This is a genomic window from Modestobacter sp. VKM Ac-2985 (assembly GCF_026967925.1).
Lineage (GTDB): Bacteria > Actinomycetota > Actinomycetes > Mycobacteriales > Geodermatophilaceae > Modestobacter.
The window spans coordinates 498,086-511,945 of the sequence record NZ_JAPVBI010000003.1; the positions used below are offsets into that span (position 1 = coordinate 498,086).

Below are 13,860 nucleotides of genomic sequence, written 5' to 3' on the forward strand. Positions count from 1 at the left end.
TGACCGCATGACCTCTGCGCCTCCCACCTCGCCGTTCATCGCCCGGCCGGAGCTCCTCGACGCCGACCCGCTGGCCCCGACCGGGCGGCCGGTCGGGTGGGGCGTGGTGGCCACCGGCGCGATCGCCGCCACCGTCACCGCCGACCTGGCGCTGCTGCCCGACGCCGTCCTGCAGGCGGTCAGCTCCCGACAGCCGGCGCGGGCCCGGGCCTTCGCCGAGCAGCTCGGCTTCGCGTCCTGGTACGCCGACGACGAGGTGCGGTCCGGGCTGGACGCCCTGCTGGCCGACCCGGCCGTCGAGGTCGTCTACGTCGCCACCCCGCACGCCCAGCACGCCGCCGTCGTCCGCGCCGCGCTGACCGCCGGGAAGTCCGTGCTCTGCGAGAAGCCGATGACGGTCAACGCCCGGGAGGCCCAGGAGCTCGTCGACCTGGCCCGGGAGCGCGGGCTGTTCCTGATGGAGGCGGTCTGGACCCGGTTCCTGCCGGCGTACCAGCGCGCGCTGCAGATCGCCGCCTCCGGGGAGATCGGCACCGTGCACTGGGTCGCCGCGGAGGTCGGGTTCCCCGCACCGCTGGACCTCACCGCCCGGATCTGGGCGCTCGCGGACGGCGGCGGTGCGCTGCTGGACCTGGCCGTCTACCCGCTGCTGTGGGCCTGGGGCACCCTCGGGCTGCCCGACTCGGTGCGCGCCGCCGGCACCGTCACCCCCGAGGGCGTCGACGCGCAGAACGCGCTCACGCTCACCTACGCCTCCGGCGCCCAGGCGCAGCTGACGACGTCCCTGCTGGCCCGCTCACCGCACACCGCGCTGATCTGCGGCAGCGACGGCTGGGTCCGCACCGACGGCGGCCACTCGGTCTACCGGCCCACCCGGCTGGACGTGCAGGTCGGCGAGGGCGCCGTCCGCACCGAGGAGTTCGGGCTGATCGGCTCGGGCTACGTGCACGAGCTGCGGGAGGTCACCCGCTGCCTCCAGCAGGGGCTGACCGAGAGCCCGGTGATGCCGCTGGAGGACTCGCTGGCCACGATGCGGCTGCTGGACGGGGTCCGCGAGCAGCTCGGGGTCGTCTACCCGAACGACCGCTGAGCCGGCACGACCGAGGCCACGTCGACGGCGGCCGGTGGTTCGAGCCGGGCGCACCGCTGCTCGATCTCGGCCGCCACCGCCGGGACGACGGCGGCCGGCACCGGCCGCGCCAGCCACCAGCCCTGGGCGAGGTCGCAGCCCCAGGCGGCGAGCTGGTGCCACTGCTCGACGGTCTCCACGCCCTCGGCGACCACGCTCAGGCCGAGGGCGTGGCCGAGGTCGATGGTGCTGCGCACGATCGCCCGGGCCGCGGGCTCGGTGTCCAGGCCGGCCACGAAGCTGCGGTCGACCTTGAGCACGTCCACCGGCAGCCGGGACAGGTGGGCCAGCGAGGCGTGCCCGGTGCCGAAGTCGTCGACGGACAGCCGGACGCCGAGCAGCCGCAGCTGCCCGAGCACGGTCATCGCGCGTTCGGGGTCCTCCATGGCCGCGGTCTCGGTGATCTCCAGCTCCAGGTCCTCGGGCGCCACCCGCTCGGCCCGCAGCGCCGCGCTCACCCGCGCGGGCAGCTGCGGGTCGTGCAGCAGCCGGGCGGAGAGGTTCACCGCCACGGTCAGCCGCCGGCCCGCCTCGCGCCAGCCGCGGGCGTCGGCCAGCGCACGGCGGAGCACCAGGTCGGTGAGCGGGGCGATCAGGCCGGTCTGCTCGGCGAGCACGATGAACCGGTCGGGCATCAGCAGGCCCAGCTGCGGGTGCGGCCAGCGGACCAGCGCCTCCACCCCGACGACCCGGCCGTCGGTCAGGCAGACCTTCGGCTGGTGGTGCACCTCCAGCGTGCCCTCGCGGATGGCGCGGCGCAGGTCGCCGTGCAGGGCCAGCTGTCCCGGGTCGAAGGTGTCCAGGTCCGGGGAGTAGACGACCAGCCCGGCCGACTGCCGCTTCGCCGTGCTGCGGGCCACGTCGGCCCGGCGGACCAGGTCGGCGCCGCCCGGTGCGAGACCGCGGGCCAGTCCGGCGCTCAGGTCGACCTCCAGCTCCAGCTCGCCCACCGTGAAGGGCCGGCGGAGCGCCGCGACGACGTGGGTGGCCAGCGCCGTGGAGGCGTCGGGCACCAGCAGCGCGAACACGTCGCCGCCGGTCCGGGCGGCCACCCCGCCCGCGGGCAGCACCGCGCGGATCCGGTCGGCCAGCGCGACCAGCAGGCCGCTGCCCACCTCGTGGCCGAGCGTGTCGTTGACGGCGGTGAACCGGTCGACGTCCAGCAGCAGCACGACCACGTCGTCCGCGGCCGTGCCGGACCGCTCCAGCCGGTGCAGTGCGGTCAGGAAGGCCGCGAAGGTGGCCAGCCCGGTCAGCGGGTCCCGGTCGGCCTGGTCCCGCAGCAGCACCTCCAGCCGGCGGTGCTCGGCGGCCTCGGTCTTCAGCTGGCGCCCGCGGCGGGCGCCGAAGCCCATCATCAGCAGGTGGGAGGCGGCGAGCAGGAAGACCACGTGGTCCACCGGGGCGCCCGTCGCCAGCGACCAGCCGGCGATCCGCTGCGGCAGGTCCCAGACGACACCGGCGGCCAGGCAACCGAGCGTGAGGGCGACGACCACGCCGGCGTCCCGGAGCACCTCCCGACGCAGCTCCCCGGGCACGCCCTCGCCGGTCGGCGGCAGCGGGCCGGTCGCTGCCGCCCCGGTCAGCCAGCTCTGCGCCATCGCTCCTCCTCCCGCTGCACGGACCACCCGATCCCGGTGCATCGACAGGTCCGCCCCGGTCGTTGAGGAGTGGGCGCACAGACCACCCGATCAGGCGAGGGACGCCGGGTGCCCCACCCCGGGGCCGCCGCTACCGTGTGACAGTGATCACCGTCTGCGGCGAGCTCGTCATCGACCTGATCCCCTCCGGGGGCCAACCCCCCGACGACCGGACCTCGGGTGCGCCGCCGCAGTACACCGCCTTCCCCGGGGGCAACGCGCTCAACGTCGCCGTGGCGGCCGCGCGGCTCGGCGCGGCCACGCACCTGATGTCCCGCGTCGGCCCCGGCCCGTTCGGTGCACTGCTGCGCGAGCACGCGGCCGGCAACGGCGTGGCCACCGACGCCATGCTGTCCGCTCCCGAGCCGGTCAGCCTGGCCGTGGTCGAGCTGGCCGAGCAGGGGTCGGCGAACTACTCGTTCCACACCGTGGGCGCCGCCGACTGGCAGTGGACGCCCGCCGAGCTGGCGGCGGCCTGGCCGGCCGACACCCGGATCGTGCACGTCGGGTCGATCTCCAGCTGGACTCCGCCGGGCTCGGCGGCGATCGCCGACCTGGTCCGCCGGGTCCGCGCCGAGGGCACCGCACTGGTCAGCTTCGACCCCAACGTGCGCCCGACCCTCGTCGCCGACCCCGACGCCGTGCGCGCCCAGGTGACCGAGCTGCGCCGGGTCGCCGACATCGTCAAGGTGAGCGCGGAGGACCTGGCGTGGCTCGAGCCCGGCGCGGACCTGGACGACGCCGCCACCCGGTGGGCCGCCGAGGGCCCCGCCCTGGTGGTCGTCACCGACGGCGGTGACACCCTGCGGGCGGCCCGCCCCGGCGGCACGGTGCTGCGGGTGCAGCCCCCGTCGGTGACCGTGGTCGACACCGTGGGCGCCGGTGACAGCTTGGCCGCCGGGCTGTTCGCCGGGCTCGCCCGCACGGGCGTGCTCACCTCCGCCCAGCTGCGCGACCTGCCCGAGGCGGAGCTGACCGCCCTGCTGGGCGACGCGGCGCTGGTCGCCGCCCTCGCCTGCACCCGCGCCGGGGCCGACCCGCCGTCCCTCGCCGAGCTGGAGGCCGCACGCGGCTGAGGACGGGACGCACAGAGCCCCCGCTCACCGGTCGGTGAACGGGGGCTCTGCGCCGGCCAGGCCTTGATCAGCGGCGGACGTCGATGGTGACCGTCGTCGTGCTGCTCACCGGTGCCCCCAGGCTGTCGGTCATCGACATCGTGCAGTCGAACGTCGCCTGCCCGACCTGCGTGGGGCGGGCCCGCAGGGTGAAGTTCCCGTTCTGGCCCGCCGGGTAGTCGCGGTTGCCCACCTGCCGGGCCGACCCGGGCGCCAGGTCCAGCGCCAGTGCCGGGCCTGCGGTCTGGGTGCACGAGTACTCGAAGGAGCTGCCCAGCAGCGCACCCTGGCCCCGGTTGCCGAACTGGACCACCAGCTGGACGGTCTGCCGGGCGTTCGCCCGGACGACCGGCCCGTTGTTGATCTGCTGGTACAGCTCGGTCTCCGTCGCCGGCGGGGTGACCACCACGTCGAAGGTGCTCGCGTTCGACGTGTTGCCCGCGCTGTCGGTGGCCGTGCAGCTCACCTCGGTGGTGCCGATCGGGAACACCGCCCCGGGCGCAGGGGTGCAGTCGGCCGTCACGGCCCCGTCCCGGGTGTCCCCGGCCTCCGGCAGCGCGTACGTCACCTCGGCCCCGGCGGGGCTGGTGGAGTCGGAGGCGACGTCGTCGGTGCCGGCGATCCGCGGCGGGAGCTCGTCGGCCGGACGCGGTGCCAGCTGCGCCGGGTCGACGATGCCCCAGTAGGCGGGCATGACCTGCAGGTCGTCGTCGAAGGGCAGCGGCGACTCCCACGGCCGGGCCGCCGGCCAGGTGCGCAGCCAGCTGCGGCCGTTGCTGATCCCCCAGAAGGTGACCGCCTCGATCGAGTCCGAGTGCCCCCGCAGCATCTGGAACAGGTCCCGGTAGTAGTACCCGAGCTCGGTCTCCGCCGCGTCCTGGTCGGCCATCGCCGGCGAGTGCTGCGGCACGGTGCCGTTGCTGACGTCGGCCCCGTTGTTCTCCTTCGAGTTGCTGACGTCCAGCTCGGTGATCGCCTGGAGCAGCGGCGTCCCGGTCCGGGCGCTGAGCTCCTCCACGGCGGTCAGCGAGTCGTCCAGCCACTCCACCGGGCGGGCGAAGTCGACGTGCGCCTGGTGACCGACCCCGTCGATCGGCACGCCGCGCTCGACCAGGCTGGCGACCAGGTCCAGGTAGTCGACCCGCTTGGTCGGCATCTCGGTGTTGTAGTCGTTGATGAACAGCGCGGTGTCCGGGAAGTACCGGTCGGCCAGCCGGAACGCCTCGTCCACGAAGCCCTCGCCGAGGACCTGGAACCAGCGGCTGTCGCGCATGTCGTGCGGGTTGGCGTTGTCGCCGTCGGCGATGACCTCGTTGACGACGTCCATCGCCCAGATCGGTGAGTCCCCGTCGGGGTACCGGGCGTCGACGTGGTCGGCGATCGCCTTGATGTGCGCCTCCATCCGGGCGCGCAGCAGGGCCTGGTCGGCCGGGCTGTCGGTCAGCGGGCGGTCGCCGTCGCGGAAGAACCAGTCGGGGGTCTGGCTGTGCCAGACCAGCACGTGCCCGTAGACGTCGGTGCCGGTGGCGTCGGCGAAGTCCAGCAGCGCGTCGAGGTCGTCGAAGGTGAAGGTGCCCTCGGTCGGCTGGATCTCGCCGGGCTTGCCGTCGTTCTCCGGGGTGATCGCGTCGAAGTGCCGCTGCACCAGCTCGGCAGGCCGGCCCACGGTCTCCCGCTGGTCGACGGCCACGCCCACGTGCTCGAACCCGTCGGCGCCGAGCACGTCGGCGAGCCCGGGGACGTCCTGGAGCGGGGTCTCGGCGAACCCGGCGAGGGCGAAGTCGTCGATCAGGAAGTCGACGCCGGCGTCGCCCTCGACGTAGAGCTGTGCCTGGTCGAGGGCCGCGCCGAGGGTGTACGTGCCGCGCAGCTCGGTCCACTCGTCGGCGGTGACCACCGCGCTCGCGCCGGCCACGTTGTCGTAGTTGGTCGCCGTCCCCCGGTTGCGCTGGATCGAGACGTTGAGGGAGGCCGGTGCCTGACCCGGGGCGAGCTTCGCCCACACCGAGACCTGGACGGTCTCCCCCAGCGCCAGGCCGTCGGTGACGTCGATGGCCGGGCCGTGCCAGCCCTGCGTCCGGCCGGTGGCCAGCAGGCTGGTGCTGCCGCCGTGGGCGTCGGTGGTGGTGGCGGCCAGCTGTGCCGCGCCGCGGGGGACCCAGCCGCCGAGGCCGTCCTCGAAGTCGGTGGCCAGGTCGGCGCGGGTGCCCGGCTCGACCGGCCCCGAGGCCTCGCCGGTGATCGTCACGTCGTCGACGAAGAACGCCTGGGTCGGGTCGGGGCTCTCCAGGTAGAGCTCCAGGCCGCTGTTGGCGGTGCCGAACTCGTAGGTGCCGCTCACCCTGGTCCAGGCGCTGTCGGAGACGGCGACCTGCCAGGCGACGGTGTCGTAGGCGGTCGAGCCCCCGGTGGGCGTCCGCGCCGCGCTCATCGTCACGACGTCGGTCTCCGGCTCCGGCGTGGTGTCGGCGAGGCGCACCCACGCCTCGACCTCCCAGCTGCCGGCCGGCAGCAGCGCGGCGGCGTCCAGCGCCGGGCCGTGCCAGGTGTCGGTGCGCCCGGTGACCGCCAGGCTCTGCGCACCGCTGCGCGCCTGGGCGGTGCTGGGTGCGACCTGCGCCGTCCCGCGGCCGGACCAGCCTCCGGTGTCCTGCTCGAAGTCGGCCGTGTGCACGGTCGCGGGCGCGGCAGCCGCTGTCGGCGCCGCCACCACCCCCGCCGTGGCGACCATGCCGAGCATCGCTGCCCCGGCTCCCAGACGTCGTCGTCCCATGTGTCCCGTTCTCCTCGGGTCGGTGCGCGAGCAGCGCTGCTGCGTGACCTGGCCAGTTCCGAGAACTTCCGGTACTGGCCCGAGAGAGTGAACCTCACCACAGGAGCACCGGTCAACGGCGTCCCATCGGGTGGGACACCACCGGCAGGTGGGGCACGCGGGAGCGACCTAGGCTGACCCGGTGATCCTCATCGTGGTGAAGTGGCCGGTCCGTCCCGAGTTCGACGAGCGCTGGCCCGAGCTCGTCCGGGAGTTCACCGAGGCGGTGCGCGCCGAGCCGGGCAACGTCTTCTTCGAGTGGTCCCGCAGCGCGGAGGAGCCGCACACCTGGGTGCTCGTGGAGGGGTTCCGCGATGCCGAGGCCGGTGCAGTGCACACCTCCTCCGACCACTTCCGGAAGGCGATCTCGGAGATGCCCGACTGGGTGTCGGCGACGCCGTCGATCATGTACGTCGACTCCCCCGACCTGACCGGCTGGGGACCGATGGGTGAGGTCCAGCCCCGCGGCTGACCCGCCCCGGATCGATGTGCGATGTTCTGCCGCATGGTGAACGTCCTGTCGATCCAGTCCCACGTCGCCTACGGCCACGCCGGCAACGCCTCGGCGGTGTTCCCGCTGCAGCGACTGGGCGTGGAGGTCTGGCCGGTGCACACCGTCCAGTTCTCCAACCACACCGGCTACGGGGCCTGGACCGGCCGGGTGTTCGACGGCCAGGCCGTCGACGAGGTCGTGCAGGGCATCGAGGACCGCGGGGTGCTGGGCAGCTGCGACGCCGTCCTCTCGGGCTACCTGGGGTCGGCCGACATCGGGCACGCCGTGCTCGGCTCGGTGGCCAAGGTGCGCAACGCCAACCCGGCGGCCGTCTGGTGCTGCGACCCGGTGATCGGCGACGTCGGGCGCGGGGTGTTCGTCCGGCCCGGGATCCCGGAGTTCATGCGCGAGGTCGCCGTCCCGGCCGCCGACATCGTCACCCCCAACCACTACGAGCTGGACCTGCTCTCCCAGACCGAGACCCGGTCGCTGGGCTCGGTCAAGGACGCGGTGGCCGCCGTCCAGGCGCTCGGCCCGCGCGTGGTGCTGACCACCTCGCTGGTCGCCGAGGACACCCCGGCCGACGCCGTGGACCTGCTGGCGTCGGAGGGCGGCCGGCACTTCCTGGTCCGCACGCCGCGCCTGGACCTGTCGGTGAACGGTGCCGGCGACGCGATCGCCGCGCTGTTCCTCGCCCACTGGTTGAGCACCCGGTCCGCCGGCGAGGCGCTGGCCCGGGCCGCGGCCTCGGTCTTCGGCCTGCTGCAGCGCACCGCCGACGCCGGCTCGCGCGAGATCCTGCTGGTCGCCGCCCAGGACGAGTACGTCACCCCCACCCGCACCTTCGACGTGACCGAGGTCTGACCATGAGCGACTTCCCTGCCCTGACCGAGCTCGCCGCCCAGGAGGAGGAGCTGCAGCTGCGCGGCTTCACCAACGACGACGCCTGGGCGCTGGGCTCCGCACTCGTCGCCCGGGCCCGCGCCGAGCAGCTGCCGGTGGCGATCGAGATCTCCCGGCACTCCCACCAGCTGTTCCACGCCGCGCTGACCGGGGCCACGCCCGACAACGACACCTGGATCGCGCGCAAGGCCGCCACCGTGCACCGGTTCGGGCACAGCTCCCTCTACGTCGGCCAGCGCTCCCGCGAGGCCGGGACGACGTTCGAGGAGCAGTTCGGCCTGGACCCGCAGCGGTACGTGGCGCACGGCGGGGGCTTCCCGCTGCTGGTGCGCGGCGTCGGCCCGGTGGGCGTGGTCGTGGTCTCCGGACTGCCGCAGGTGGAGGACCACGCGATGGTCGTCGCCGCGCTGCGCGAGCTGGTCGCCCAGCAGCGGGGCTGACCGCCGCACTCCCGGGGTGCCCGGCCCCCACCCGGGGGCCGGGCGGGACCTCAGTTCTTGCCGTGCGTGAGCTTCTCCATGCCGGAGGCGGTGTCCTCGGCCGCCTTCTTGGCGGCCCGCTTCTCCTTGATGCTCGAGCCGGACTTCTTCGATGCGTTCTTGTCGACCATGACCACTCCTCATCGCAGAACCGGTCGGCTCCAGGGGCCGGACGGTACGCCGCGTCCGCCCCGCTGAGGTGGTCCTCCTGCCGGGCCGCGCGCCGAGGCGGCCCGGCAGGCGCGCCCAGGCTCTCGACCGGCGTAGCGTCGCGCGCACGGTCACCTCGCCGGTCCCGGACAGCCGTCCAGGACGGCGATCCCCATCCGGGGCACCACCGCCGAGCCGTCGGCGGAGTCAGGCCCTCGCCATGACCGCTCCCGCGTACCTCCCGCACTCGGCCCCCGCGCTGCCCTCCCCCGTCGACCGCGCCGGGGACGAAGCCGGCTGCCCGGCCTGCGCCCACTCGATGGACGCCCACGACCCGATCGGCGTCCGGTTCTGCCGGGCGACCGCGGCGGGGACGCTGGACCGCGGCTGCGTCTGCCGCCTCGGCTGACCGACCCCGCCGATCCACCCGCAGCGAGGCTCCCGTGCCCGACCACCGCCCCACGCTGCCCCTGCTCGCCGAGGCGCGGCGGGACCTGACCGCTGACTGCAGTCGCTGTAACGGGCTCTGCTGCGTCGCGCCGGCGTTCGCCGCGTCGGCCGACTTCGCGATCGACAAGCCGGCCGGCACGCCCTGCCCGAACCTGCAGCCGGACTCCCGCTGCGGCGTGCACGACCAGCTGCGCGACCGCGGGTTCCCCGGCTGCGTCGTCTTCGACTGCTTCGGTGCCGGGCAGCGGGTCACCCAGCAGACGCGTCCCGGCCGGGACTGGCGCACCGATGCGGCGACCGCAGCGGCGGTGTTCGCGGTCTTCCCGGTGATGCGGCAGCTGACCGAGCTGCTCTGGCATCTCACCGAAGCAGGCACCCTGCTGCCGGCCGGACCGCTGGCGACCGAGGTCGCGGCTGCCCACGCCCGCGCCGAGGAGCTCACCCGGGCACCCGCCGACGAGCTGACCGGCCTGGACGTCGGCGGGTTGCGGCGGGAGGTCGGCGAGCTGCTGGGCCAGGTCAGCGACGCCGTCCGCGCCGACGTCCCCGGCCGCGCGCGGGACCGCCGGGGCGCGGACCTGATGGGCGCCGACCTGCGTGGCGCGGACCTGCACGGGGCCAGCCTGCGCGGCGCCTACCTGATCGGCGCGGACCTGCGCGGCGCCGACCTCCGCCGCACGGACCTCCTGGGCACCGACCTGCGGGCCGCCGACCTGCGGAGCGCCGACCTCACCGGCGCGCTCTTCCTCACCCAGCCGCAGCTGACCGCCGCCGGAGGGGACGCGGGGACGTCGTTGCCCGAGTCGCTGGCCCGGCCCGCGCACTGGTCGACCTCCACCACAGCTGCACGCACCGACCGCGGCCGCCGTCGCCCCCGTCGTCGCTGAGCCGCTGCCCGCCCGGCACGATCTGCGCATGGTCTACAGCGCGGAGAGCACCCGCTACGACTCGATGACCTACCGGCGCACCGGCGCCAGCGGCCTGGACCTGCCGGCGGTGAGCCTCGGTCTCTGGCACAACTTCGGCGACGACGTCCCCTTCGACCGCCAGCGGGACGTCCTGCGGCGCGCCTTCGACCTGGGGATCACCCACTTCGACCTGGCCAACAACTACGGACCGCCCTACGGCAGCGCGGAGACCAACTTCGGCCGGCACCTGGCCGACGACTTCCGTCCGTACCGCGACGAGCTGGTCCTCTCCACCAAGGCCGGTTACGACATGTGGCCGGGCCCGTACGGGCAGGGCGGCGGCTCCCGCAAGTACGTGCTGTCCAGCTTGGACCAGTCACTGCAACGAATGGGCGTCGAGTACGTCGACGTCTTCTACAGCCACCGACCCGACCCGACCACGCCGCTGGCGGAGACGATGGGCGCGCTGCACACGGCCGTGCAGTCGGGGAAGGCGCTCTATGCCGGCATCTCCTCCTACTCACCGGAGATGACGGCGCAGGCGGCGGAGATCCTGGCCGACCTGGGCACGCCGCTGCTGATCCACCAGCCCTCCTACTCGATGCTCAACCGCTGGATCGAGACCGAGGGGCTGCTGGACACCCTCGCCGACGTGGGGGCCGGCTGCATCGCCTTCTCCCCGCTGGCCCAGGGGATGCTCACCGCCAAGTACCTGGACGGTGTGCCGGAGGGCTCGCGGGCCGGCCAGGGCAAGTCGCTGGACCCCGGGATGATCACGCCGGAGTACGTCACGCACGTGCGGGCGCTGAACGAGCTGGCCCAGGCCCGCGGCCAGAGCCTGCCGCAGCTGGCGCTGTCCTGGGCACTGCGCGACCCGCGGGTGACCTCGGTGCTGATCGGGGCGAGCAGCGTGCGGCAGCTGGAGCAGAACGTCGCCGCGCTGGAGAACCTGGAGTTCTCCGCCGAGGAGCTGACCGCGATCGACCAGCACGCCGTCGACGCCGGCATCGACCTGTGGCAGGCCGCCCGGGAGGGTGCGATGTGACCCCCTCCGCGTCGACCGGCCGGGCGGTTCAGCCCGGCTGGTCGGCCGAGGGCGCTCCGGCGCTGTGGCAGGCAGCGCAGGTGCCGAAGATCTCCAGCGTGTGCGTGACGTCGACGAAGCCGTGCTCCCCGGCCACGCGGTCGGCCCAGCGCTCGACGGCCGGACCCTCGACCTCCTCGGTGCGACCGCAGGCGCGGCACACCAGGTGGTGGTGGTGCCGGGCGCTGCACCGGCGGTAGATCGCCTCGCCGGCGTCGGTGCGGATCGAGTCGAGCTCGCCGTCGTCGACCAGCGCCTGGACGGCCCGGTAGACCGTCGACAGCCCGATCGAGTCACCGGCGGCGCGCATCCGGGCATGCACCTCCTGCGCGCTGTGGAAGCCCTCGAGCTCGTCGAAGACGGCGTTGACGGCGGTGCGCTGGCGGGTGTTGCGGATCATCTGGTCGTCTCCTCGTCGAGGCGGCGCGCGTGGTGGTGCGGAGGAGCCCCGCGTTCTTCGCATGAGGATAGGAGCATGTGAGAACTGTTGTCGACTGCGAGGCCCCCGCCGGCTCACTCGTAGGGCTCGGCCGGCGCCTCCACCGCCGCCACCGACGCCGCGTCGATCGTCGGCTCCGGGTACCCGACCGCCGGGTCGACCTGCGGCGGGACGTGGGTGCCGACCACCTCCACCCAGTCGTCGGGCTCGAACTCCGCGGGCCCGCCCGGCACGGCCACCCGGATCGCCGTGGCGTCGGCGGCGCAGCAGTTGATGTCGAAGCGGGTGACGTACCAGCCCCCGGCCGCCCGCGGTGAGACGAAGCCGACCAGCCGGACCCGGCGCCCGTCCAGCGCGCTGGTGTCCTGCGCCTGGGACCACACGTAGTAGGAGAACAGCGTCATCGTCGCGTGGTCGGCGCCCGGGTCATCGGCTCCGATGCCCGCCGCCGGCGGCTCGTCGGGCACCGCCACCGGCGCCGCGACCTGCCGGCTGGCGGTGTAGGAGCCGAGTGCGGGCGGGGCCACGACCAGGAGGACCGCCACCGGCGCCGCCAGCAGCCACCCGACCGCCGGGCCACGGTGGCCGTGCCCGGCGTCACCGTGCGTCTCACCCCGGCCCCCGCGCAGGCCGCTGAACGCCAGCAGCACCACGACCACCCCGGCCCCGAGCAGCAGCGGCCGGAAGCCGGCCCGCACGTAGTCCAGGTACCGGTCACTGCCGGCCACGAACAGCACGACGACGCCCAGCAGCAGGAGGAGCACGTGCTGGGTCGTCCGGTCCGGGCGGCCGCTCACAGCAGGACCGCCCCCACCGCGCTGGCGAGCAGCACCGCGACGCCGAACGTCACCGGTGCGAACCGGAGTGCGAAGCCACGGCCGAAGGTGCCGGCCTGGAGGGCGATCAGCTTCACGTCGACGGCCGGGCCGACGACCAGGAAGGCCAGCCGGGCGGTGAGCGAGAAGGAGGTGAGGCTGGCCGCCACGAAGGCGTCGGCCTCCGAGCAGATCGCCAGCAGCACCGCCAGCGCGGCCAGCACCAGCACGGCGAGCACCGGGGACGCCGCGACCTGCTCCAGCCAGCTCCGCGGCACCAGCACCCCCAGCGTCGCGGCAGCCGCACCGCCGACGACCAGGAAGCCGCCGGCGTGCACCAGGTCGTGCGTCATGGCCGCCCGGAAGCCGGCGAAGCGGGTGAGACCCGGCGCTGCGGCCGGCAGCCGGGCGAGCTGGATCCACTCGGTGCGGCCCAGCAACGTCCACAGCCAGCCCATCACCAGCGCGACGCCGAGGGAGGCCAGGAAACGGGCGGCGACCATCTCGGGGTCCCCCGGGAAGGCCACGGCCGTGGCCACCAGGACCACCGGGTTGATCGCCGGCGCCGCCAGCAGGAAGGCCAGCGCCGCCGCCGGGGTCACCCCGCGCCGCACCAGGCTGCCGGCGACCGGGACCGAGGCGCACTCGCAGCCGGGCAGCACCACCCCGGCCATCCCGGCCACCGGCACGGCCAGCGCAGGTCGGCGGGGCAGTGCCCGGGCGAAGAAGGACGGCGGCACCAACGTGCTGATCGCCGCGGACAGCGCCACCCCGAGCACCAGGAAGGGCAGTGCCTGCAGGCAGACGGCGACGAAGACGGTGCTCCAGGCCAGCACGACCGGCTGCTGCAGGACGGCGGGGGCGAGGAAGTGCAGCAGCACGAGGACGGCGACCAGCCCGCCGAGCAGGTCGGTGCTGCGCACGCCGGCCCGGGCGAGCACGCCCGCCCCGTCGACCCCGCCGTCAGCGACCGTGCGCTCATGGACCACGCTCTCGTCGACCCCGCCGTCGTCGACCCGCACCTCGGCGATGACCGACTCCCTCCGCGCCTCGAACATGAGTCCCGTTACCGTGGGCGGAGCCACGATCTCATGCAGGACCCCCCACGCAGACCCTCAGAGGAGCACCTCCATGAGCGAGACGAAGAAGAACCGCGGTGCCACCGCCGGCCGGGTGCTGCGCAAGGCCGCCGGGACGGTGGCGACCGGGGTCGTCGGCGTCGCCGTCGTCCGCGCCGCCGAGCGCGGCGAGTCCGGCAGCCTGCCCCGCCGGCTGGCGGTCGGGGCGACGAAGTGGGGCATCCGCGGCGCCCGCCGCGCCGAGGTCGGCGTGGAGAAGGCCCGGCTCGCCGCCGGCGACGTGCGCTCCCAGGCCTACGCCGACCTCGGTGAGCAGGCGCCCCCGCCGGCCGACCGCTCCGGCGGCCACGACCACCAGCACTGA

General features: G+C 74.6%; 14 protein-coding genes. 9 read left to right on the forward strand and 5 right to left on the reverse strand.

What is annotated here, in order from left to right; all coding sequences use genetic code 11:
- The first annotated feature begins 7 nt into the window (after positions 1-7).
- On the forward strand, positions 8-1,090 hold the full coding sequence (locus O2V61_RS18380; RefSeq protein WP_269184712.1) for a Gfo/Idh/MocA family protein: 1,083 nt from the start codon (positions 8-10) through the stop codon (positions 1,088-1,090).
- On the opposite strand, the gene O2V61_RS18385 is transcribed toward O2V61_RS18380, so the two are convergent.
- Positions 1,072-2,730, reverse strand: a complete 1,659-nt coding sequence (locus O2V61_RS18385) for a putative bifunctional diguanylate cyclase/phosphodiesterase (RefSeq protein WP_269184713.1) — start codon at positions 2,728-2,730, stop codon at positions 1,072-1,074. The genes O2V61_RS18380 and O2V61_RS18385 overlap by 19 nt on opposite strands.
- Before the next feature lie 143 nt (positions 2,731-2,873).
- Between O2V61_RS18385 and O2V61_RS18390 the strand changes: the two genes are divergently transcribed.
- Positions 2,874-3,845, forward strand: a complete 972-nt coding sequence (locus O2V61_RS18390; protein WP_269184714.1) for a carbohydrate kinase family protein — start codon at positions 2,874-2,876, stop codon at positions 3,843-3,845.
- A gap of 67 nt (positions 3,846-3,912) precedes the next feature.
- Here O2V61_RS18390 and O2V61_RS18395 read toward each other — a convergent pair whose 3' ends face one another.
- Positions 3,913-6,657: an endo-1,4-beta-xylanase gene (locus O2V61_RS18395; RefSeq protein ID WP_269184715.1), complete on the reverse strand. Its 2,745-nt coding sequence runs from the start codon at positions 6,655-6,657 to the stop codon at positions 3,913-3,915.
- A gap of 181 nt (positions 6,658-6,838) precedes the next feature.
- Between O2V61_RS18395 and O2V61_RS18400 the strand changes: the two genes are divergently transcribed.
- The 6 genes from O2V61_RS18400 (at position 6,839) to mgrA (ending at position 11,124) form a co-directional block, all read left to right on the forward strand.
- Positions 6,839-7,168 (forward strand): putative quinol monooxygenase, encoded by a 330-nt coding sequence (locus O2V61_RS18400; RefSeq protein WP_269184716.1) that lies wholly within the window; start codon positions 6,839-6,841, stop codon positions 7,166-7,168.
- A gap of 33 nt (positions 7,169-7,201) precedes the next feature.
- A complete protein-coding gene (gene pdxY / locus O2V61_RS18405; protein WP_269184717.1) occupies positions 7,202-8,053 on the forward strand; it encodes a pyridoxal kinase PdxY in 852 nt (283 codons plus the stop codon).
- 2 nt (positions 8,054-8,055) lie between these two features.
- Positions 8,056-8,532, forward strand: a complete 477-nt coding sequence (locus O2V61_RS18410; RefSeq protein WP_269184718.1) for a heme-degrading domain-containing protein — start codon at positions 8,056-8,058, stop codon at positions 8,530-8,532.
- Between the two features lie 409 nt (positions 8,533-8,941).
- Complete coding sequence (locus O2V61_RS18415) at positions 8,942-9,130, forward strand: RGCVC family protein (protein ID WP_269184719.1); 189 nt, start codon at positions 8,942-8,944, stop codon at positions 9,128-9,130.
- A 34-nt stretch (positions 9,131-9,164) separates the two neighbouring features.
- Entirely contained in the window at positions 9,165-10,058 is an 894-nt protein-coding gene (locus O2V61_RS18420; protein ID WP_269184720.1) for a pentapeptide repeat-containing protein, read from the forward strand.
- Between the two features lie 28 nt (positions 10,059-10,086).
- Positions 10,087-11,124, forward strand: coding sequence for an L-glyceraldehyde 3-phosphate reductase (mgrA, locus tag O2V61_RS18425; RefSeq protein ID WP_269184721.1), 1,038 nt, complete (start codon positions 10,087-10,089; stop codon positions 11,122-11,124).
- Between the two features lie 28 nt (positions 11,125-11,152).
- Here mgrA and O2V61_RS18430 read toward each other — a convergent pair whose 3' ends face one another.
- The 3 genes from O2V61_RS18430 to O2V61_RS18440 all read right to left on the reverse strand — a co-directional run bounded on the left by O2V61_RS18430 (position 11,153) and on the right by O2V61_RS18440 (position 13,475).
- On the reverse strand, positions 11,153-11,563 hold the full coding sequence (locus O2V61_RS18430) for a Fur family transcriptional regulator (RefSeq protein WP_269184722.1): 411 nt from the start codon (positions 11,561-11,563) through the stop codon (positions 11,153-11,155).
- Between the two features lie 113 nt (positions 11,564-11,676).
- Complete coding sequence (locus tag O2V61_RS18435; RefSeq protein WP_269184723.1) at positions 11,677-12,399, reverse strand: TIGR03943 family putative permease subunit; 723 nt, start codon at positions 12,397-12,399, stop codon at positions 11,677-11,679.
- Positions 12,396-13,475, reverse strand: a complete 1,080-nt coding sequence (locus tag O2V61_RS18440) for a permease (RefSeq protein WP_269184724.1) — start codon at positions 13,473-13,475, stop codon at positions 12,396-12,398. Before O2V61_RS18440 ends, O2V61_RS18435 begins: the two co-directional genes overlap by 4 nt.
- 73 nt (positions 13,476-13,548) lie before the next feature.
- Here O2V61_RS18440 and O2V61_RS18445 point away from each other — a divergent pair, with 73 nt between their 5' ends.
- Complete coding sequence (locus O2V61_RS18445) at positions 13,549-13,860, forward strand: DUF1490 family protein (RefSeq protein ID WP_269184725.1); 312 nt, start codon at positions 13,549-13,551, stop codon at positions 13,858-13,860.

Excerpts from the sequence above, each read along its gene's own strand:
- O2V61_RS18380 (WP_269184712.1), top strand. The coding sequence starts at position 8 with ATGACCTCTGCGCCTCCCACCTCGCCGTTCATCGCCCGGCCGGAGCTC.
- O2V61_RS18385 (WP_269184713.1), bottom strand. The coding sequence starts at position 2,730 with ATGGCGCAGAGCTGGCTGACCGGGGCGGCAGCGACCGGCCCGCTGCCG.
- O2V61_RS18395 (WP_269184715.1), bottom strand. The coding sequence starts at position 6,657 with ATGGGACGACGACGTCTGGGAGCCGGGGCAGCGATGCTCGGCATGGTC.
- pdxY (WP_269184717.1), top strand. The coding sequence starts at position 7,202 with ATGGTGAACGTCCTGTCGATCCAGTCCCACGTCGCCTACGGCCACGCC.
- O2V61_RS18410 (WP_269184718.1), top strand. The coding sequence starts at position 8,056 with ATGAGCGACTTCCCTGCCCTGACCGAGCTCGCCGCCCAGGAGGAGGAG.
- O2V61_RS18415 (WP_269184719.1), top strand. The coding sequence starts at position 8,942 with ATGACCGCTCCCGCGTACCTCCCGCACTCGGCCCCCGCGCTGCCCTCC.
- mgrA (WP_269184721.1), top strand. The coding sequence starts at position 10,087 with ATGGTCTACAGCGCGGAGAGCACCCGCTACGACTCGATGACCTACCGG.
- O2V61_RS18430 (WP_269184722.1), bottom strand. The coding sequence starts at position 11,563 with ATGATCCGCAACACCCGCCAGCGCACCGCCGTCAACGCCGTCTTCGAC.
- O2V61_RS18440 (WP_269184724.1), bottom strand. The coding sequence starts at position 13,475 with ATGTTCGAGGCGCGGAGGGAGTCGGTCATCGCCGAGGTGCGGGTCGAC.
- O2V61_RS18445 (WP_269184725.1), top strand. The coding sequence starts at position 13,549 with ATGAGCGAGACGAAGAAGAACCGCGGTGCCACCGCCGGCCGGGTGCTG.